The sequence below is a fragment of the Demequina aestuarii genome (genome assembly GCF_000975095.1).
Lineage (GTDB): Bacteria > Actinomycetota > Actinomycetes > Actinomycetales > Demequinaceae > Demequina > Demequina aestuarii.
This window is the reverse complement of record NZ_BBRD01000001.1, coordinates 1,267,325-1,287,167: the sequence shown is the minus strand read 5'-3', so window position 1 is coordinate 1,287,167 and position 19,843 is coordinate 1,267,325. Positions and strand designations below refer to the sequence as shown.

Genomic DNA, 19,843 nt, shown 5'->3' with positions numbered 1-19,843 from the left:
CCAGCGGCCTTGCTGACGCGCACCCGCAAACCTGGCAAGATAAAGCCACCGTCGAAGGGAAGTCAATGTTTTCCAAGGTCCTCGTCGCCAACCGGGCAGAGATCGCTGTCCGCGCCTTCCGCGCCGCCTATGAACTGGGCGCTAAGACCGTCGCGGTGTTCCCGCACGAAGACCGGATGTCCGAGCACCGCGTCAAAGCGGACGAATCGTACGAGATCGGTGACGAGGGACACCCGGTCAAGGCGTACCTGGACATCGACGAGATGATCAAGGTCGCGAAGCACTCGGGTGCTGACGCGATCTACCCGGGCTACGGCTTCCTGTCCGAGAACGTCGAGCTGGCACGCCGCTGCGAGCAGGAGGGCGTGACCTTCATCGGCCCGCCGCCAGAGGTGCTCGCGCAGGCGGGAGACAAGGTCGCGGCGCTCAAGGCCGCCAAGGCCGCTGGCGTTCCTGTGCTCAACTCCTCCGAGCCCTCGAAGGACAAGGACGAGCTGATCGCGGCCGCAGATGAGATCGGCTTCCCGATCTTCGTCAAGGCCGTCGCGGGCGGTGGAGGTCGCGGCATGCGTCGCGTCGACAAGCGCGAGGGGCTGCCCGACGCGCTGGCGGCCGCGATGCGCGAGGCCGACAACGCCTTCGGCGACCCCACGGTGTTCCTCGAGCAGGCGGTGCTGGGCCCCCGTCACATCGAGGTGCAGATCCTCGCAGACAACGAGGGCAACATCGTTCACCTGTACGAGCGTGACTGCTCCGTGCAGCGCCGGCACCAGAAGGTCGTGGAGATCGCCCCGGCCCCCAACCTCGATCCCCAGGTCCGTGAAGCGCTGTGCGCCGATGCGGTGAAGTTCGCGGAGTCGCTGGGCTACGTCAACGCCGGCACCGTCGAGTTCCTGCTCGAGACCGAGGGCGAGCGCGCCGGTCAGCACGTGTTCATCGAGATGAACCCGCGCATCCAGGTCGAGCACACGGTGACAGAAGAGGTCACCGACCTCGACATCGTGAGCGCACAGATGCGCATTGCGGCCGGGGAGTCCCTGGAGCAGATCGGGATCCGCCAGGAGAACGTGCGCACCAACGGCTTCGCCGTGCAGACGCGCATCACCACCGAGGACCCCACCAACGGCTTCCTGCCCGACACCGGCCGCATCGTGGCCTATCGCTCGCCGGGCGGCGCTGGCGTGCGTCTTGACGGTGCGACCGGCATGGCAGGCAACACCGTCACGGGTCACTTCGACTCGATGCTCGTGAAGCTCACGTGCCGCGGCCACGACTTCGAGACGGCCACGCGCCGAGCGTCTCGTGCACTCGCCGAGTTCCGCATTCGCGGTGTGACCTCGAACATCCGGTTCCTGCGCGCGGTCATCGACGACCCGGACTTCCGCGCCGGGGGAGTGACCACCTCATTCATCGACGAACGCCCTCAGCTGCTCGAGGTGCCCGAGAGCCAGGAGCGCTCGACCAAGCTGCTCAGCTTCCTGGGCTACCAGACCGTCAATCGTCCGAACGGCGAGCCCGCAGACACGGCGTTGCACCCGGCCGTGAAGCTGCCCACCATCGACCTGGACGCCGAGCCGCCTGCTGGCACGCGCCAGCAGCTGCTGGAGCTCGGGCCGGAGGACTTCGCCCGTGCGCTCCGCGACGCCAAGCAGCTCAAGCTGACCGACACCACCATGCGCGATGCCCATCAGTCGCTGCTGGCGACCCGCGTCCGCACGTACGACCTGCTGAAGTCGGCCGGCCACGTGTCGCGCATGACGCCCGAGCTGCTCTCGATCGAGTGCTGGGGTGGCGCCACGTACGACGTGGCGATGCGGTTCCTGTCGGAGGACCCGTGGCTGCGGCTGGCGAACCTCCGCGAAGAGGTGCCGAACGTCGCGCTGCAGATGCTGCTGCGCGGACGCAACACCGTCGGGTACACCCCGTATCCCGACGAGGTCGCTCAGGCCTTCGTCGAGGAGGCCACGGAGACCGGCATCGACATCTTCCGCATCTTCGACGCGCTCAACGACGTCGAGCAGATGCGGCCGGCGATCGAGGCGGTCCGCGCCACCGGTGCGTCTGTCGCCGAGGCCACGCTCTGCTACACGGGCAACATGATCTCTCCTGACGAGGATCTGTACACGCTCGACTACTACCTGAAGCTGGCCGACCAGCTCGTCGAGGCCGGCGCACACGTCCTCGCCCTGAAGGACATGGCTGGTCTGCTGCGTCCTGCCGCGGCCTACACGCTGGTGTCCGCCCTGCGCGAGCGGTTCGACCTGCCCGTGCACCTGCACACCCACGACACCGCGGGCGGACAGATCGGCACGCTGCTGGCAGCCGCCGAGGCAGGCGTGGACGCCGTCGACGTCGCCAGCGCCGCCATGGCAGGCACCACGTCTCAGCCACCCATGAGCGCCCTGGTCGCCGCTCTCGAGCACACCTCGCGGGACACGGGCATCTCGCTCGCCGCCGCGCAGGACCTCGAGCCGTACTGGGAGGCCGTGCGCAAGCTGTACGCGCCGTTCGAGTCCGGACTGCCGGGGCCGACGGGCCGCGTGTACCGTCACGAGATCCCCGGCGGTCAGCTGTCGAACCTGCGCCAGCAGGCGATCTCGCTGGGCCTCGCCGACCGCTTCGAGCAGATCGAGGACACCTACGCCGCGGCGGACCGCATTCTGGGCCGACTGGTGAAGGTGACGCCCACGTCGAAGGTCGTGGGCGACCTCGCCCTTCACCTGGTGGCCAAGGGCGCCGATCCTGCCGACTTCGAGCAGAACCCCGATAAGTACGACCTGCCGGACTCCGTCATCGGCTTCCTGCAGGGTGAGCTGGGCGACCCGCCGGGCGGGTGGCCGGAGCCGTTCCGCACCAAGGCGCTCGAAGGCCGCTCCAGCTCGCGCGAGCTGGCTCCGCTGTCCGACGAGGACCGCGAGGCGCTCGCACAGTCGGGTCAGGTGCGACGACGCAAGCTCAACCACCTGCTGTTCCCCGGGCCCGCCGACGACTTCGATGTCGCCGTCGACAAGTACGGCGACATCTCGGTGATCGACACCTTCCACTATCTGTACGGACTCACCGTCGGCAGTGGCGAGGAGGTCAATGTGGAGCTCGACAAGGGCGTCCGCATGATCGTCTCTCTCGAGGCCATCGGTGAGCCGGACGACCACGGCGAGCGCACCGCGATCTTCAACTACAACGGGTCGATCCGTCCCGTGCAGGTGCGTGACGAGGCCGCGTCCGTCGACGTGGTCCAGCGCGAGAAGGCAGACGTGTCGAAGCCCGGCGAGATCGGTTCGCCGTTCTCGGGCGCCGTCGCGGTCACGGTGGACGAGGGCGATCAGGTGTCGGCCGGTCAGACGGTCGCGCTGATCGAGGCGATGAAGATGGAGTCCGCGATCACCACGCCGGTGGCCGGCACCGTGAAGCGCATCGTGCTCGACGGCAACGAGACCCTCAGCGGCGGAGACCTCATCCTCGTCGTGGAGTAGCCTCGCGGGCCGCCCCGGCGGTGGTGCCTGGGGACATAGGTCCCTATCGAGGGCCGATGCGCGGGCTCAGACTGGTAGCACCCAGTCAGGAGGTCGTCATGAAGGTTCTCGTCACCACCGGTTCCAAGTACGGGTCCACCCGCGAGGTGGGCCGTGCCATCGCCGATGAACTCATCGCGCTCGGTTTCGAGGTGGACTTCCAGGACGCCTGCGACGTGCTGGGCGTGCACTTCTACGACGCGATCGTGGTCGGCAGCGCCGTGTACGGCGGTCTGTGGCGTCGTGACGCCGCAGAGCTGATCCGCGACCACGTGATCGACCTGCACGAGCGCGAGGTCTACATGTTCTCCGTGGGCATGGAGCCCATCGTGCGCCCGGGGCAGCCGCTCGACGAGGCGGAGGCGCTCGCGCGCGACGTCGCGGCGAGGCAGCACGTCAGGTTCCCCGGCTGCCTGCAGTGGGACCGCCTGAACGTGGGGGAGAAGGCCATCATCCGCGCCCTCAACCCGCCCAAGGGCGATTTCCGCGACTTCGAGGAGATCCGCGACTGGGCGCAGCGCGTCGGCGCCGAACTTCGGACAGTCGCCGCGGTCTGAGCCTTCTCGGCTCGCCGACACCGCGTCACGCGAGGCGACTCCACCCCGTGCGAAACGATTCGTGCACCACACGCGACAAGTCGTGCGATGCGTGTCCGACGCACCCCGTCGATTTGGTTGAATCGTCCTCCGACCGGCAGGCGGTCGGCTGAGGACGAGGGAGCCCGATCGTGTCACGACGCCCACCCCGCGACCGTGATGCGGTACGCGACCTGGCGCCCATGGTGCGTCTCCGTCGTGGGCGTACCCGGGTGGTGGCTGTCGCCGTGGCCGCGATCGCGGTGCTCGCCTGCGCATCGGCCGTCATCCCTACCTCCGTCAGCCCTGGTGCCGCCGGTGTCGAGCCGCCGCGCGCGACCGCTCTCGGTCCGACCCTCCGCGAGACGGGAGAGGGGCCGTCCGGATACGAGGTGACGTTCCGCTACGACGCGCCTGGTGCGACCGCGGTGGCGCTCGTGGGCGACCTGTACTTCACCGATCCGTCCCGCATCGGCCCTGACATGTCTCACGATGCCCGCACCGGGCACGAGTGGCGGGCGGGCGACGTCCCCCATGCGCTGGTGACGCAGCAGCCCGCGTCTCTCGAGCAAGGCGCGGATGGCGTGTGGGAGATCACCATGGCGCTGCCTGCGGGGGTTCACAGCTATGGATTCATCACGGGGGAGTGCGAGGCCGCACTGCTCTGCGGGGCCGCCTTCGACCCTGCCAATCCGCCCGTCTTCGCCGATGAGCCACAGGCGTCCGCCCAAACGCTCAGCCAGGTGTACGTGCCGGAGCATCCCGAATTCTCCACGTACGACCCCTCACACGTGGCCCCGCCCCGAGACGGGGAGCCGACGGGGGAGGTGCGTCACGTGACGTACCCCTCCGCTCAGTCCTCGTTGCCGGGCGGCGAGCACCCGCTCGGCGTGTACCTCCCGCCCGGGTGGGATCCTGAGCGGGGCGCGCCGTATCCGCTGTTGGTGCTGTCCCACGGCGCGTACGACAACGAGACGTCGTGGTTCTCTCAAGGTGCGGCGTCGGCGATCCTCGATCACGCGATCGCCGACGGAGCGATGCCGCCCGCCGTGGTCATCACCACCCTGTTCGAGGACCTCACGCCTGCGCAGATGGGCGAACCCGCGTTCTTCTCGGCCTACGCTGACGAGCTCCGGGACAGCGTGCTCCCGTTCGTCGAGCGAGAGTTCCACGCCGGCGCCCTTCGGGAGGAGCGGTCTTTCGGCGGGTTGTCGATGGGCGGCGCGCTCGGTCTGAATCTGCTCGCCGAACATCCCGACCTGTTCGCGAGCTACGGCCTGTGGTCGGCCGCCGCAGATATGGGTGCGGACTCCGTGGCCGCTCCGTCGGACGAGCAGCTCACACGCATGTCCAGGGCTCGCGCGATCCATCTGGGCACCGGCGTCCACGACGCGCTGCAGGGGATCGGGCAGCGGTCTCAGGAGCGCGCGGCGCTGTATGCGGACCTCGGTCTGCCAGTGACGACGCACGATGTGGACGGCGGTCACACGTGGGACGTGTGGCGTCAGCAGCTGGACGACTACGTCCGCGGCGCCGCCTTCGGCGATCCCGCACCGGTGCCCGAGAGACAGTGGGGATGGATCGCCGTACTGGTCTTGGGAGTGGCACTCGCGGGCGCGGCGATCGGAGCGGTCCGCAGGGGAGTGTAGGCCGACGGGGCGAGCCGAGGAGGTGCGCCGTGCCTCCCCGGGTCAATGACGTCCCAGCGTTAGGCTCACACCATGGAGCCAGAGCGTCGCGACTACCTGCGACGACGCTACTCGAGCCTCGGGTGGGGCGAATGGCTGGCCGCCTGCGTGTTCGCGTTCGTCGCGGCCTTCAGCCTTGACGGCGTCTGGGACGCACTGGGCGCGCGGGGAGCCGTCTGGTGGGCGCTCATGCCGTTGCTTGCGGTGCTGCTGCAGGCAGGGGCCTACTGGCTGATGGCACGGCGCTGGGTGGGCCGGGGCTCCATGCCAGGGGGCATTGCGTGGCTGTTCCTGGCGCTGCGTGCGCTGAACGTCGGCCTCCTGGTGGTCTCGCTGGCCGGGATCGTCGCGACGTGGCCCGGCACCGTCCTGGGCGGCATCGTGGCGATCGCCATCTGGCTCTTCGGCGTTGCTGAGTACGTGAATTACTTCGTGACACGCCTCGCGTACCGACCGGGACGGTGGTGGCGCGGTGTCGGCGATCGGCGTACTCCACAGCTGGTGCGGGACGTCAGGGAAGGGCTGTCAGCGTCTCGGGCACCGTCAGGACACGTTTAATTGACATAATGTGCATTATCGGCGCTACGGCTCTATCGCGACCTCAGCGCCGTGGAGCCGCTGGCGGGACGTCCCCAAGCGCCTGGGCCAGCGCGACCAGCCCGTCGGTGAGCTTCACGCGGTCCTCGTCGCCCATCAGCGCCAGGATCGCGCGCTCATTGTCCAGGTGAACGCCGTGGACTGCGTCGCATGCGCGGCGGCCATCGTCGGTGAGCCTCACGTGCACCACGCGCCGGTCGTCCTCGTCACGGACTCGCTCCACGAAGCCACGCGCCTCGAGTCGCGTGATGCGGTGCGTCGTCGTGCCCGACGTGATCATCATGGTGCGATCCAGTTCGCCGGCCGTCAGCGAGTACGGCTTGCCTGATCGACGCAGCGATGCGAGCACATCGAACTCCCACGACTGCAGGTCGTGCTGCGCGAAGACGCCGTCGATGCGCTGCTGGATCAGCGCGGCCATGCGTGACAGCCTGCCGATGGTCGCCATCGGCGTCACATCGAGATCCGGCCGCTCCTGCGACCACTGGTCCATGAAGGACGCGACGGCATCCATGGGCACCCCCGGAATAGTTTGACATCAAGATGTAGTTGTATATCTTGATATCAAGATACAGGAGTCCGCCATGAACCGCACCCGCATGATCGCCACCACCGCCCTCGCCCCCGTGCTCTGGGGCACCACCTACCTCACCACCACTGAACTGCTGCCTCCCGACCGCCCCCTGCTCGCCTCAGCAGTACGCGCCCTCCCGGCCGGGCTCGCGATGATCGCCCTCACGCGCACACTCCCCCGCGGCGCGTGGTGGTGGAAGTCGGCTGTGCTGGGGCTGCTCAATATCGGCGCCTTCTTCGCTCTGCTCTTCGTCTCCGCCTATCGCCTTCCCGGCGGTGTGTCCGCGACGCTCGGGGCCATTCACCCGCTCATCGTGGCGGTGCTGGCGGTCGCCGTGCTGCGCGAGCCGCATCGGCCCCGCACGTGGATCGCGGCCGCGCTCGGGCTCATGGGCGTCGGCATGCTCGTGCTCACCCCCGGAGCCGCTCTCGACGGCGTGGGCGTCGCTGCAGGCTTGCTGGGCGGCACCTCGTCGGCACTCGGCGTCATCCTCACCAAGCGATGGGGCCGGCCCGTCGGCCTCGTCAGCTTCACGGGGTGGCAGCTCGTCTGGGGCGGGCTCGCGCTCGTCCCGCCGATGCTGGTGCTGGAGGGCCTTCCCGACAGCGTGACCGGGTCGAACCTGCTGGGCTTCGCGTGGCTGGTCGGCCCGGGCGCGATCGTCGCCTACCTGCTGTGGTTCCGGGGCGTTCTCGCCCTTCCCGCCGCCCAGGTCAGCGTGCTCGCCTTCCTCGCGCCGCTCATGGCCACGGGACTGGGATGGGCCGTCCTGAGCCAGACATTGACGGGGCTCCAGGGTCTCGGTGCGGCAGTCATCCTCGGCTCGGTCGTGCTCGGCCAGTCGACGAGCAGGCCAGCGCGCACCGACGGCACGGCGTCGCTAGGCTCCGATCATGGGGGACGACACACGCATCATCACGGCCTCGGACGGCCGGCGCCTGGGGGTGCGCGACGCGGGCAGCCGCGGCTCGGACGCCCCGCTCGCGGTGTTCTGGCACCACGGCACACCGGGGCTCGGCCTGCCGCCGCGGCCCCTGCTCGCGCTCGCCGATGAGCTGGGACTGCGACTGATCGGCCATGACCGGCCCGGATACGGCCTTTCTGACCGTCACCGCGGCCGTCGCATCGGGCATGCCGCAACAGACGTCGCGGACATCGCGGATGCGCTCGGCATCACCCGCTACGCCGTACTCGGGTACTCGGGAGGCGGCCCCCACGCGCTCGCATGCGCCGCCGCGGACCCGCGCGTGGAGGCCGTGATCGTGGGCTCCGGGCTCGCGCCCCGCGATGCGGACGGCCTGGACTGGTACGACGGCATGATCGCGTCCGGACGTCACGTCCTCACCGCCGCCGAGCGCGGCGAACAGGAGCGGCGCGCAGCCGAACAGGACGACTACGACCCGGAGTTCAACGAGCGTGACCTCGACGCCTTGGATGGCGAGTGGAGCTGGCTCGGCGACATCGCCGGGGCCTTCACGCCGGACGACCTCGACGGCGCGATCGACGACGACCTCGCGTATGTGCGGGAGTGGAACGTGGACCTGGACGCCATCGCCGCACCCACCCTGCTGATCCATGGAACCGCCGACGGCATCGTCCCGGTCAGCCACGGGCGCTGGGTTGCCGATCGCATCGGCGCTGAGTGGTGGGAGCGTGAGGGCGACGGGCACGTCGCGCCCGTGCAAGCACTGCCCGACGCGCTGCGGTGGCTGCGGGACCAGGTCCCGGGCTAGGAACGCGCCGCGAGACCGCGGACAGCCGAGGCGAGGTCCGCGACCTCGGCGTCCGCCACCCGAAAGAACGCCCACGTGCCGCGCTTGTCGCGCACGACGAGCCCGGCCTCCGTGAGCTGCCGCAGGTGGTGCGACACGGTGGGCTGGCTGAGCCCCAACGGCTCCTCGAGGTCACACGCGCACACTGACCCGTTGGCGGCGAGAATCTGCACGATGCGCATGCGTGTGGGGTCGCCGAGGACTTTGACTCGCGCCGCGAGCGGCGCCAGGTCCTCGGCCGGCACCGTGAGCTCGGCACCGGGCATGCACACGCCGTCGGCGAGCAGGTTCTCCCCCACTGTCATGCCCCCGACGATAGTTCACCACATCGACATCTGTCGATATTGACTTCCATCGATGCGTACGACAACCTGATCCCATGAGTGACACCAAGCCTTCCGTGATCTTCGTATGCGTCCACAACGCTGGCCGGTCCCAGATGGCAGCCGGATACATGACGCACCTGAGCCAAGGCCGAGTGGAGGTGCGGTCCGCCGGGTCCATGCCCGCCGACCAGATCAACCCTGCGGCCGTCGAGGCGATGCTCGAAGAAGGCATCGACATCCGCAAGGAGCAGCCCAAGGTGCTGACGCCGGAGGCCGTGCAGGCGTCCGATGCGGTCATCACCATGGGATGCGGCGACGCCTGCCCGTACTACCCCGGCAAGCGCTACGAGGACTGGAAGCTCGAGGACCCCGCCGGCCAGGGCGTCGAGGCGGTGCGTCCCATCCGGGACGACATCCGCGGCCGCGTCGAGGCGCTGCTCGCGGACCTGCTCGCGTGAACGAACGCTCCCGGAAGCTGCTGGGAGAGTTCGTCGGCTCCGCGGGCCTCGCGGCCGCGGTGATCGGATCCGGCATCATGGCCGCCACCCTGAGCCCGAACGACGTCGGCCTTCAGCTGCTTCAGAACTCGTACGCCACAGCACTCGCGCTGGCGGTCCTGATCGCCGTCCTGGGGCCGGTCAGCGGCGCGCACTTCAACCCGGTGGTCTCCCTCGCTGAGCGAGTGCTCGACCCGGCCGCACGGCCGATGCGCGAGACGGGCCTCTACATCGCGGTCCAGATCGCGGGCTGCTCGGCAGGCGCCATCCTCGCCAACCTCATGTTCGACCTCTCCCCCGTGGCGCTGGCGACCACCGACCGCCTCGACGCGGCGCGACTGCTCGCCGAGGTGGTCGCGACGGCCGGCCTCGTGGGCGTGATCTTCATGCTCGTGCGAGCGGGACGCACCGCCCTCGTCGCTCCGGCGGTGGGCGCCTACATCGGTGCGGCGTACTACTTCACGAGCTCCACGAGCTTCGCCAACCCCGCCATCACCGTGGGCCGCATGCTGTCCGACACGTTCGCCGGGATCGCCCCCGCATCGGTGCTCCCGTTCGTCGCGGCGCAGCTCGTCGGGGCCGCCATCGGCGTCGTCTCCGTGCGTCTGCTGGCGCCGGCATCAGCCCTTCCCACAACCGGGAAAGTCACGCAGGGAACATAGCCGCTTGCAGGGACGTTCTTCCCACGCAGGCACCACCCCCCGCCTGCGAGGAGAGGGAGCTGACATGGCTGATCGAGCATTGCGTGGAATGCGTCTGGGAACCCAGAGCATGGAGACACCGGCGAACGCGGAACTCGCGGACCGGAAGGACGTCCACTACGACTGCCCCAACGGGCACGTCCTGACATTTCCCTTCTCCACCGAGGCTGACGTCCCGCTGTCGTGGGAGTGCAGCTGCGGTGCGCTCGCGCTGCTGCGCGACGGCGACCGCTCGGAGATCAAGGACCAGAAGGTCCAGCGCAGCCACTGGGACATGCTGCTCGAGCGCCGGTCGATTCCCGAGCTCGAGGAGCTCCTCGACGAACGACTCGAACTGCTGCGTGCGGGCCGGATCGGCTGACCGGCTTCGACGACCTGACAGGAACGCGCGGCGCATCGGCGCCGCGCGTTCCTGCGTCTCCAGCGGTGATCACCACTCGTAGCGCTGGCCCAGCCGGCGCGTGATGGCCGTGCCCACCAACGCGAGGGCTCCCAGCAGCGGGGCCCACTCCCACACCAAGCGGAACCGCACTGCGGGCGTGATGCCGTCACGCAGGGGCAGGGTCGCATGCATCTGTTCGGCCGTGAACAGGTCCGTCTCGCGGAGCACACGCCCCCTCGGGTCGATCATCGCGCTCACGCCGACGGTCGAGGCCTGCACAGTCGCACGACCAGTCTCGATCGCCCGCAGGCGCGACATCGCCAGCTGCTGAGTGGACTCGGCGGTCTCGCCGAAGGACGCATTGTTCGTGGGCACCAGCACGATCTCGGCCCCGGCGGCGACCGCGTCCGCGACGATGCGGTCGTACGCGACCTCGAAGCAGATCACCGTGCCGAGAGTGACCGTGCGGCCCAGATCGGTCACTGGCAGCGCGATGGTGGCCTGCCCCTCCCCCGCGAGCACATCGGTCTGGACGCGGTCGACCTCGGGCGAGAAGCGCCGGGCGATGTCACGGATGGGAATGTACTCCGCGAACGGCGCCGGGCGCTGCTTCGAGTAGGAGTCCATCACGGCGCCGTCGGGCGACCACAGCAGCATCGAGTTGTAGCGACCCTCCGGCGGGGAGTAGTCGTTGGTGCCCAGCAGCAGCGGTGCGCCAGCGGCCTGGGCCGCCTCGGTGACGAGAGCGCGCGACTCCTCGTCGGTGCGCGGGTCGTAATCGGACGAGTTCTCGGGCCAGAGCAGCAGGTCCAGCGTGCCGGGATCGTCCTTCATGAGCGCGAGCGTGCCGTCGCGGTGGTTGCGAGTCACCTCGCGCGCCTGAGCGAAGGCATCGAGCCCCTCGTTGGGAACGTTGCCCTGCACCACGCCCACGCGCAGCGTGCCGGTGGTCGCCTGACCGTCGAGCGGCACGAACAGCCCGCTCACCACCACGGCGATGCCGGCCAGCGGCGCGGCGATGGCGACGATCAGGCGGCGCTTCAGCAGCGACTCCACGGCGACGCCCAGCAGCGCGCCCACCAGGGCGGCGGCGAAGGTCGTCAGGGGCGCACCGCCGATCCACGCGAAGCTCGCCACCGTGGAATCCAGCTGAGAGAACGCGACGCGCCCCCACGGGAACCCCCCGAACGGCACCATGGACCGCAGCGCCTCCATGCCCGTCCACAGCAGGGCGAAGGCCAGCGCGCCCAGCCACGCATTGCCGCGCGTGACTCCCGACCGGTGCACGTGCACCCAACCGGCGCCGAACAGCCCATAGAACAGTCCCGAGGCGATCGACAGCGCCACCCACGGAATGGGCCCTACAGCCTCGTGCGCCCACCACACGTGCGGAAGCATGAATACGGTGCCGAAGATCCAGCCATAGAAGAAGCCACCCCACGCGTTCGCACGCGCGAGGCTCAGCCACAGACCGCCCAGAGCGACGTAGGCCAGCGGCCACCACCCCAGGTCGGGAAAGGAGGCGGCGAGAGCGAGAGCGCCCAGCGTCGCGAGACCAAGGCGGAGGACGATTCCATGCACGCACCCAGCCTAGGCTCGCGGGGAGCCCCGCCCGCGCATCGGCGCTCCGGGGGCCGAGCCATGGCGACGCGACGGCGTCAGTACGCGACGACTCCCCGACGCATGGCATCGATGGCCGTGCGGGCACGGCCACGGAGCACATCCGTGGGTGCCGACTGCGCCACCTGATCGAGCACGTCGATCACCTGCTTGCACCACCGCACCATGTCTCCCGGGGCGATGTCGGTGTCCTGGAGCACCTGATCCAGGCCCTTGCCCTGAGCCCAGCCGTGGATCGGTCCCGCGATTCCCCAGTGAGGCGGGGGCAGCTCGGGAAGCCCGCGGTCGGTCTGAAGCGAGTCGATCATCGTCCAGATGCGCTGGGTGTCGGCAAGCACGTGCCCCAGGACTCCGCGGGAGCCGCCGGGCACGCGGGGGGTGCGCGACTCGTCCTCCCGGCGTCCCCGGTACAGCAGCGAGGAGACGGTGGCGGCGAGAGCGGCAGGGTGCAGCTCGTTCCACGCGCCCGTCCGCAAGCACTCCGCCATGACCAGATCGTTCTCGGAGTACAGGGTGCGTAGGCTGGTGCCGGCGGGCGTCACCGTGGTCTCTTCGCCCTCTCCCGTGAGATAGCCGAGTTCTCGCAGCACGTCGCAGCGCTTGTCGAAGACGCGCGCGATCGACCCGGTGGCCCGAGAGATCTCGCCCACCACCCGGTCCCGGTCCCGCTTGGCGCGGAAGTGCCGCTCGGCCCACCGGGCGTGCTGCTCGCGGTCCGGGCACCCGTGGCACGGGTGCGACTGCAGCTCCTTGCGGAGCTGGACGATCTGGGCCTCCTCGCCTGACGGCGGGCGCAAGCGCCGCTTGGACGGCACCTCGAACGTGTGCTTGGCGGCCTCGATCACCTGGGCGAGCTCCTTGCGCTGACGGGGGTCGCGCTCATCGTGCTTGGCGGGCACGCGGATGCGTCCCACCGGCTCGATCCCGTGATGCAGGTCGGCGACCGCGAGGCGGAAGGACCGGCCCAGCGTGGAGACCACGGTGGGGCGTGGACCGGCAGGGTCGTCGTCGGGGCGGACCACGGCCACGAGTCCCACGCGCTTGCCGCCGCCGATGCGCACCACGTCGCCACGCTGCAGTCCGGCGAGCATCTCTGCGGTGGCCTCGCGGCGCTGCCGCCCCACGGCCTTCGAGGCGCCCTTCTGGAGGCGGTTGAGGCGTTCGCGCAGCGCTGCGTACTCCATGAAGTCGCCCTTGTCGCACTCGGTTGCCTCGCGAAGGCCCTCGATCGCCTGATCCAGCTCGCGCGCCTTGCGGGCCTTGCCCACCACGGACTGATCTGCCTGGTACTGGGCGAACGACAGCTCGAGAAGCTCGCGAGCCTGATGCACTCCCGACTGCCCGACGAGGTTGATCGTCATGTTGTAGCTCGGCTGGAACGAGCTGATCAGTGGGTACGTCCGCTTGGACGCGAGCCTCCCCAGCTGAGCGGCGTCGAAGCCCGGGTGCTCAACCACCACGGCGTGGCCCTCGATGTCGATGCCGCGCCTGCCGGCACGACCGGTGAGCTGCGTGTACTCCCCCGCCGTGAGGTCCTGATGACTCTCGCCGTTCCACTTGGTGAGCTTCTCCAGCACGACGGACCGTGCGGGCATGTTGACGCCGAGCGCAAGGGTCTCCGTGGCATAGACGACCTTGATGAGGCCCGCGGCGAACAGCTCCTCGACCACCTCCTTGAACAGCGGGATCATGCCGGCGTGGTGGGCCGCGACCCCCGCCTCGAGATGATCGCGCCAGTGCAGGTAGTTGAGGGCGCCCAGGTCCTCTGCGGGAAGGCCCTCGCAGCGCTCGTCGACGATGCGCGCGATCGTGGCGCGCTCCTCGTCCGTGGTGAGCGCGATGCCGGCAGACCTCACCTGGTCCACCGCGTCCTGGCAGCCGGCCCTCGAGAACACGAACACGATCGCGGGCAGCAGCCCGTTGCGGTCCATGACGTCCACCACCGCGAACCGCGGAGGGGCGCGACGTCCCTGAGGGCGCTTGCCGCCTCGCGTGGGTCGCCGCGGGCCGCGGCCGCTGCGGAAGCCCTGCTCCTCGTGGCGCATGCGTTTGGAGATCGCCTCGAGCTCGGGATTCAGGCGGGGGTTCGGCCCGGGGGCGAGCGGATCGACGCCGGGGGCATACAGATCGAAGATGCCTTCTCGCATCAGCACGTGCGGCCACAGCGGCACCGGCCGGCGCTCAGAGACGATCACGCGCGTGTCCCCTCGCACCTCCGTGAGCCACGCACCGAATTCCTCGGCGTTGGACACCGTGGCGGACAGCGACACGATGGCGGTGCGCGCAGCCAGGTGGACGATCACCTCTTCCCAGACGGAGCCGCGGTAGCGATCGGCCAGGTAGTGCACCTCGTCGAGCACGACGACGCCGAGCGTGTCCAGGGTGCGCGAGTCCGCGTAGATCATGTTCCGGAGCACCTCGGTCGTCATCACGACCACCTGCGCCTCGGAGTTGATCGAGGTGTCACCGGTGAGGAGGCCCACGTTCGCGTCGCCGTACACCTTCCGCAGCTCGAGGAACTTCTGGTTGCTCAGGGCTTTGATGGGGGTGGTGTAGAACGACTTCTCGCCGCGCTCGTAGGCGTGCCTCACCGCGAACTCGCCCACGATGGTCTTGCCCGCACCGGTAGGAGCCGCGACGAGTACCGAATGGCCCTCGGCCACCGCCTGGCAGGCGTCACGCTGGAAGTCGTCGAGGGGGAAGTCGAGGCTCGCCTCGAAGTCAGTCAGGTCGCGGTGGCGGGACCGAGCCTTCGCGGCAGCGAAGCGCTCCGCAGGAGAGCTCATGCCTTCAGGCTATCTGCCTTGCCGCCCAGCACTCGCAACGCCCCGGGCACCACGCGAACGTCGAGAGGCGCGGGCCCGATGAGCTCGCCGTCCGCGAAGGCCGGCGGCAGCGGCGCGCCCGTCCCGCTCGAGGCGGGGCCGATGCGCACGCGCTTCGCCTGCACGACGCGCACCCGAGGGTCGCCCAGGTGCGAGCCATCGTTCAACCGGGGGAACACGCGCGCGATCTCGAGTGGGCGCATCGGCTCGGCCAGCACCAACTCGAGCAGCCCATCCACGTGAGAGGACTCGGGCGAGATCATGAGTCCGCCGCCGAAGACCGGACCGTTCGCAACGGCGACGAGCGTGCAGCGCTGCTCCCAGCGCTCGCCGTCCACCTCGACGCTCACGCCATAGGGAGTGAAGCGTGGGAGCTCTCGCAGCGTCGCGATCTTGTACTTGAGAGGGCCGCGCGGGAACGCCAGGCGGTTGGCATAGGCGGCGATGGCCGCGTCGATGCCGGCGGACAGCACGGCGGCGAAGTAGCGCCTGCGCTTGCGGTCGGCGACGCCCTGGCCGTCGATGCGGCCCAGGTCCACGCGGATCACGTCGCCCTCGATCCCTCGCTCAATGGCCGTCACAGCCGCGGGGACGTCGTGCACCGGAAGCCCCAGAGACATCGCGGCATCGTTGCCCGAGCCGGCAGCGACGATCCCCAGCGGCAGGCGCGTCTCGGCGCATGCCTGGATGCCCAGATGCGCCATGCCGTCCCCGCCCACGACCACCAGCGCGTCCAGGTCACGATGGCGTTCACGCGCGTGGTCGAGCGACGCGGACCACGTGCCCCTCGACAGGTCCCTCACCCGGTGGCCACGTGCGGCGAGGAGCGCGAGCGTCTCGGCGGACGACGTGGCTCCCCTGCCCGACCCCGCCGCCGGATTGGTGATCACGCCGATGGTGCTCATGGTGCGAGAGCGCGCGCGTCCTTCTTGGCGCGCACTCGCTCGCGCCACATCCCGATGCCGACGGCGGCGAAATACAGCGCGCACATAGGCACCGCCATGAACAGCATCGTCACCACGTCGGGCGTGGGGGTCAGCACGGCGGCCGCGACGAAGATCAGCAGCACGGCCCACCGCCAGCCCTTCAGCCAGGTGCGGGCCCTCACCACGCGTGCCCACGTGAGGGCGACCATCACGACCGGGAAGACGAACGCAACTCCGAAGACGAGGATCAGCCGCGTCGCGAAGGAGACGAACATCTGGGCCTCGAGCCAGTTCGCGGCGCTGTCGGGAGTGAACCCGATCAGGATCTCCACCGCCCGCGGGTAGACCCACCACGCCAGCGCCACGCCGGCGAAGAACAACGGAATCGCAGCGCCGAGGAATCCGAAGGTGTACCGCTTCTCCCCTGCCTTGAGGCCGGGCGCCACAAACGCCCACAACTGGTACAGCCACCATGGCGCGGACACGATGACGCCCAGGAACAGCGACACCTTGATGCGAATGTCGAGGGCGGTCGCAATGCCGGAGAAGTTCACCGCCACCATTGCATCGTCACGCACCGCGACGGCGAGAACCGGCTCTTGCAGCGCCTCGAAGACGGGGGTGTAGAAGAACCAGCCCGCCACCGCGCCCACGGTGACGCCGATCACGGCGAGGATCAGGCGATTGCGGAATTCTCTCAGGTGCGCGCTCAGCGGCATGCGCGCACGGGCATCCCGCCTGCGCGCCCTAGCGCGTGCCACGCCCGTCGTTGTCGGGGAGTTCGACGGTGCTGTCGGGCACGGGAGCCTCGCCACGCTGCTGCGTCTGCTCCGCATCTGACTTGGGCGCGGCGTCTGTCGAGGGCGCGGTGCCCGAACTGTCAGGCTTGTCGTCGTCCGTGAGCGCCTTCGTCTCGTCCTTGAGGATCCTCATCGACTTGCCGATGCTGCGCGCCAGCTCGGGGAGCTTGGGGGCGCCGAACAGCAGCACGACGATCAGCGCAATGATGATGATCTCGCGGGGACCCATGAATGCCTCCTGTGTCGGGTGCGGACACCACGGTGGTTCAGATGGTTCAGTCTAGACGGAGTGCGCCGCCGCGACCGCATCGGCGTGCGAGCTCACGGCGTCGCGCAGCTGCTCCGGTGCGATGCTCACGATGTCCGGCGCCACCGCGAGCAGCCGCCCGGCGGCCCAGTCCACATCGGCCACGCCGAACCGCGCGGTCGCGGTCTCGCCATCGTCCTCGATCTCCACGCCGGCCAGGTCCTCGAAGGCCCAGCGGGCCCCGCGTCGGACCACCACAGTCGCCTCGAACTGCGGGGCCAGCGAGAATCCCCGTTCCTCGCTGGGGGGATGAGTGATCATCACGTCGCTGGCAGTGGCGGACGCGATGCGTCCCAGCCGCAGTGTGCGGTAGTCATCGGCCTTGAGGCAGAAGCACTCGACGTACCCCACGCCATCGATCGCGACCAGCCGGTGCGGCTCGATCACGCGGACAGAGCGCCGGTCCTGAGCGTCGATGTAGTCGAGACTGACTGCACGACCCTCGGCGATGCCGCGCTCGACCGTCGAGGTCACCGCTGCATCGGCCTCCGAGGCACTGTCGAGAACGCGTACTGGCTCCCCGCCGCCGTAGGCCTCCCGGAGGCGCGAAAGCACGTCCTGCGCTCCGGCCGGAGCAGTGCCTGCGGCGATCAGCGTCGCCAAGGCGCCGATGAGCGCCACCGCCTCGCGGCCCGACAGGCGCACCTGTGATGCTCCTTGCGACGCGACGAGCGTCGCGACTCCGGAGTCCAGGTGGTCGAAGTCGAACTCGATGCACTCGTCGGGGAGGTACGGCGGGATGCCGCTGGTGGTGAGCGCCCACAGGTCGCGCTCGACCCGCTGCTCGGTCACCCCGAAGTGCTCGGCGAGCACCGCGAAGGGCGTGGAGCCGTGCGCCTCGAGGTAGGCGATCATGCCGAGCAGTCGCACGAGCCGATCACGCGAGGTGTCAGCCATGGGCCACCTCCATCGCGGCGCGCGCGTACGCGCGGACGGATTGCTTGAGGGACTCGGGCGCGACCACGCGCGCGGCGCCTCGCAGCGCCAGGACCTCGGCGCGGAGCAGATCCTCGTGGCGGTAGGGCACCCGCACCAGCTCCCAGCCGGCCCCGGCTGTGGACGGCTCCACGTCCTCCGACTCCACGCCGACGGACTCGCCCCGCAGGCGCAGCGCATGACCGGCCTCCGGACGGAGGGCGATCACAGCGGTCATGGTGGCGGAGTGGTCGTCGAGGTCGCCCAGCGGCAACGTGTCGGGGCGCTCGAACGCCTCGATGTCACCCGTAGGCCTCACCCGGCCGGAGATGCGACCGAGCCGGTAGGTGCGCGGGGCGCGGCGGTCCACGTCCCATCCAATGAGGTACTCGACGCCGGAACGCATCACGATGCCCCACGGCTGCACAGTGCGCCGCGCCGTCTCCGAGCTGGCAGAGGCGTACTCGAACCGCACTGCCTGGCGGTCCACGATCGCCTCGGCGAGCGCCGCCGTCGCGTCGTGGCCGGCCGACGTCGCCATGCCTCCATACGGCAGCGAATCCGAGTCGCCATGCTCGATGGCGGACACCACCTTGGCGAAGCCCATGCGGGCATCCTCCGCCAGCGACGCCCCCTGCCAGTACTCGACGGCGAGAGCGAGGATCGCCGCGTCGTGCACCGTGAGGTCGAGATCCGGGAGCGCGGCGTCACCGTCGATGCGGTAGCCCAGATCGTCCTGGTGCAGCGGATCGGTGACGGTGCGCAGCGGCAGTCCCATGCGGCGCAGCTCGTCCTTGTCGCGTTCGAACATGCGCTGGAACGAGACGTCGGCGCGGTCGCGTTCCGCGGGGGTGGCCCCCGACGGGACGGCGTCGTAGCCGTCCACGCGGGCGCGAATCTCTTCACGCGTCAGCCGTCGGCGCGTCGCGCTCAGCGCGAGCATCAGATTGAGCCGGCGCTGCTCTGCGGAGATGCCTGACATCTACACCCGCACCGCCAGCAGTTCCGTGGTGAGGATCGCCCTGGCTCCCGCCGCATACAGCCGGTCCATGATCTGGTTCATCTCTGAGCGGGGCACCATCACGCGGACCGCGTGCCAGTTCTTGCCGTGCAGCGGCGTCACGGTGGGCGCTTCGAAGCCGGGGGTCACCGCGACTGCCTCGTCGAGCCGGTCGTCCGGCACGTCGTAGTCGACCAGCACGAACTGGCGCGCCATCAGCACGCCGCGCAGGCGCCCGGTGAGCACGGCGATCTCGGAGTCAGACACGTCAGGGCCCTTGATGAGGATCGCCTCGGACTTCAGGATCGGCTCGCCGAAGATCTCCAGGCCGGCCGCCTTGAGCGTGGTGCCCGTGGAGACCACGTCGGCCACGACATCGGCCACGCCCAGGCGCACCGACGACTCGACCGCGCCGTCGAGGCGCACCACGCTGGCCTCGACGCCGAACGACTTCAGGTGATGCTTGACCAGGCGGGGATAGCTCGTGGCCACGCGCTTGCCCGCGATGCCCTCGACGCTCGACACCGAGTCCGCCGGAGCCGCGTAGCGGAACGTCGAACCGCCGAAGCCCAGCTCGAGGTGCTCCGTGGCCGGGGTGCCCGAGTCGAGCAGCAGGTCACGGCCGGTGATGCCCGCATGCACGGTCCCGGAGCCCACATAGACGGCGACGTCACGAGGGCGCAGGAAGAAGAACTCGACCTCATTGCGGGCGTCGACGAGCACCAGCTCGCGGGGATCGCGGCGCTGCTTGTAGCCCGCCTCTCGCAGGAGCTGCGAGGCGGCCTCAGACAATGAGCCCTTGTTGGGGACGGCGATGCGGAGCACG

At 69.6% G+C, this 19,843-nt stretch carries 19 protein-coding genes; 9 read left to right on the top strand and 10 right to left on the bottom strand.

Annotated features, from left to right (window positions below; all coding sequences use genetic code 11):
• The first annotated feature begins 65 nt into the window (after window positions 1-65).
• The 4 genes from AOP72_RS06085 (at window position 66) to AOP72_RS06070 (ending at window position 6,333) form a co-directional block, all read left to right on the top strand.
• On the top strand, window positions 66-3,473 hold the full coding sequence (locus tag AOP72_RS06085) for a pyruvate carboxylase (protein WP_062133782.1): 3,408 nt from the start codon (window positions 66-68) through the stop codon (window positions 3,471-3,473).
• Window positions 3,474-3,571: 98 nt separating this feature from the next.
• Window positions 3,572-4,069, top strand: a complete 498-nt coding sequence (locus AOP72_RS06080; RefSeq protein WP_062133779.1) for a flavodoxin domain-containing protein — start codon at window positions 3,572-3,574, stop codon at window positions 4,067-4,069.
• Window positions 4,070-4,239: 170 nt separating this feature from the next.
• Window positions 4,240-5,736 (top strand): alpha/beta hydrolase-fold protein, encoded by a 1,497-nt coding sequence (locus AOP72_RS06075; protein ID WP_152650263.1) that lies wholly within the window; start codon window positions 4,240-4,242, stop codon window positions 5,734-5,736.
• A gap of 72 nt (window positions 5,737-5,808) precedes the next feature.
• Complete coding sequence (locus tag AOP72_RS06070) at window positions 5,809-6,333, top strand: hypothetical protein (protein WP_062133773.1); 525 nt, start codon at window positions 5,809-5,811, stop codon at window positions 6,331-6,333.
• Between the two features lie 43 nt (window positions 6,334-6,376).
• Here the strand turns inward: AOP72_RS06070 and AOP72_RS06065 are convergent, their stop codons facing one another.
• Window positions 6,377-6,886, bottom strand: coding sequence for a MarR family winged helix-turn-helix transcriptional regulator (locus AOP72_RS06065; RefSeq protein WP_062133769.1), 510 nt, complete (start codon window positions 6,884-6,886; stop codon window positions 6,377-6,379).
• A 70-nt stretch (window positions 6,887-6,956) separates the two neighbouring features.
• On the opposite strand from AOP72_RS06065, the gene AOP72_RS06060 reads away from it, so the two are divergent.
• Window positions 6,957-8,000: an EamA family transporter gene (locus AOP72_RS06060; protein ID WP_084631371.1), complete on the top strand. Its 1,044-nt coding sequence runs from the start codon at window positions 6,957-6,959 to the stop codon at window positions 7,998-8,000.
• The gene (locus AOP72_RS06055) at window positions 7,933-8,679 is read left to right on the top strand and encodes an alpha/beta fold hydrolase (protein ID WP_202965642.1); all 747 of its coding nucleotides are present in this window, start codon (window positions 7,933-7,935) and stop codon (window positions 8,677-8,679) included. Before AOP72_RS06060 ends, AOP72_RS06055 begins: the two co-directional genes overlap by 68 nt.
• Here AOP72_RS06055 and AOP72_RS06050 read toward each other — a convergent pair.
• Window positions 8,676-9,023 (bottom strand): ArsR/SmtB family transcription factor, encoded by a 348-nt coding sequence (locus AOP72_RS06050; RefSeq protein ID WP_062133759.1) that lies wholly within the window; start codon window positions 9,021-9,023, stop codon window positions 8,676-8,678. The two genes, AOP72_RS06055 and AOP72_RS06050, sit on opposite strands and share 4 nt — an antisense overlap.
• A 74-nt stretch (window positions 9,024-9,097) precedes the next feature.
• Here AOP72_RS06050 and AOP72_RS06045 point away from each other — a divergent pair, with 74 nt between their 5' ends.
• The 3 genes from AOP72_RS06045 (at window position 9,098) to AOP72_RS06035 (ending at window position 10,603) form a co-directional block, all read left to right on the top strand.
• Window positions 9,098-9,502, top strand: a complete 405-nt coding sequence (locus tag AOP72_RS06045; protein ID WP_062133756.1) for an arsenate reductase ArsC — start codon at window positions 9,098-9,100, stop codon at window positions 9,500-9,502.
• Entirely contained in the window at window positions 9,499-10,203 is a 705-nt protein-coding gene (locus tag AOP72_RS06040; RefSeq protein WP_062133753.1) for an aquaporin, read from the top strand. The genes AOP72_RS06045 and AOP72_RS06040 overlap by 4 nt, the downstream gene beginning before the upstream one ends.
• 64 nt (window positions 10,204-10,267) lie before the next feature.
• Window positions 10,268-10,603, top strand: a complete 336-nt coding sequence (locus AOP72_RS06035; protein WP_062133750.1) for an RNA polymerase-binding protein RbpA — start codon at window positions 10,268-10,270, stop codon at window positions 10,601-10,603.
• Window positions 10,604-10,672: 69 nt separating this feature from the next.
• Here the strand turns inward: AOP72_RS06035 and lnt are convergent, their stop codons facing one another.
• The 8 genes from lnt to hisG all read right to left on the bottom strand — a co-directional run bounded on the left by lnt (window position 10,673) and on the right by hisG (window position 19,842).
• Window positions 10,673-12,205: an apolipoprotein N-acyltransferase gene (gene lnt / locus AOP72_RS06030; RefSeq protein WP_062133747.1), complete on the bottom strand. Its 1,533-nt coding sequence runs from the start codon at window positions 12,203-12,205 to the stop codon at window positions 10,673-10,675.
• A gap of 77 nt (window positions 12,206-12,282) precedes the next feature.
• Window positions 12,283-15,030, bottom strand: coding sequence for a DEAD/DEAH box helicase (locus tag AOP72_RS06025; RefSeq protein WP_062133745.1), 2,748 nt, complete (start codon window positions 15,028-15,030; stop codon window positions 12,283-12,285).
• A complete protein-coding gene (locus AOP72_RS06020) occupies window positions 15,027-15,974 on the bottom strand; it encodes a diacylglycerol/lipid kinase family protein (protein WP_062133742.1) in 948 nt (315 codons plus the stop codon). The genes AOP72_RS06025 and AOP72_RS06020 overlap by 4 nt, the downstream gene beginning before the upstream one ends.
• A complete protein-coding gene (tatC, locus tag AOP72_RS06015) occupies window positions 15,971-16,756 on the bottom strand; it encodes a twin-arginine translocase subunit TatC (protein WP_238581621.1) in 786 nt (261 codons plus the stop codon). The genes AOP72_RS06020 and tatC overlap by 4 nt, the downstream gene beginning before the upstream one ends.
• A complete protein-coding gene (gene tatA / locus AOP72_RS06010) occupies window positions 16,743-17,024 on the bottom strand; it encodes a Sec-independent protein translocase subunit TatA (protein WP_062133736.1) in 282 nt (93 codons plus the stop codon). The genes tatC and tatA overlap by 14 nt, the downstream gene beginning before the upstream one ends.
• Window positions 17,025-17,075: 51 nt before the next feature.
• Window positions 17,076-17,999, bottom strand: a complete 924-nt coding sequence (locus AOP72_RS06005; protein WP_062133733.1) for a helix-turn-helix transcriptional regulator — start codon at window positions 17,997-17,999, stop codon at window positions 17,076-17,078.
• Window positions 17,992-18,999 (bottom strand): helix-turn-helix transcriptional regulator, encoded by a 1,008-nt coding sequence (locus AOP72_RS06000; RefSeq protein WP_062133730.1) that lies wholly within the window; start codon window positions 18,997-18,999, stop codon window positions 17,992-17,994. The genes AOP72_RS06005 and AOP72_RS06000 overlap by 8 nt, the downstream gene beginning before the upstream one ends.
• Window positions 19,000-19,842, bottom strand: coding sequence for an ATP phosphoribosyltransferase (gene hisG / locus AOP72_RS05995; RefSeq protein WP_062133727.1), 843 nt, complete (start codon window positions 19,840-19,842; stop codon window positions 19,000-19,002).
• Window position 19,843: the final 1 nt, after the last annotated feature.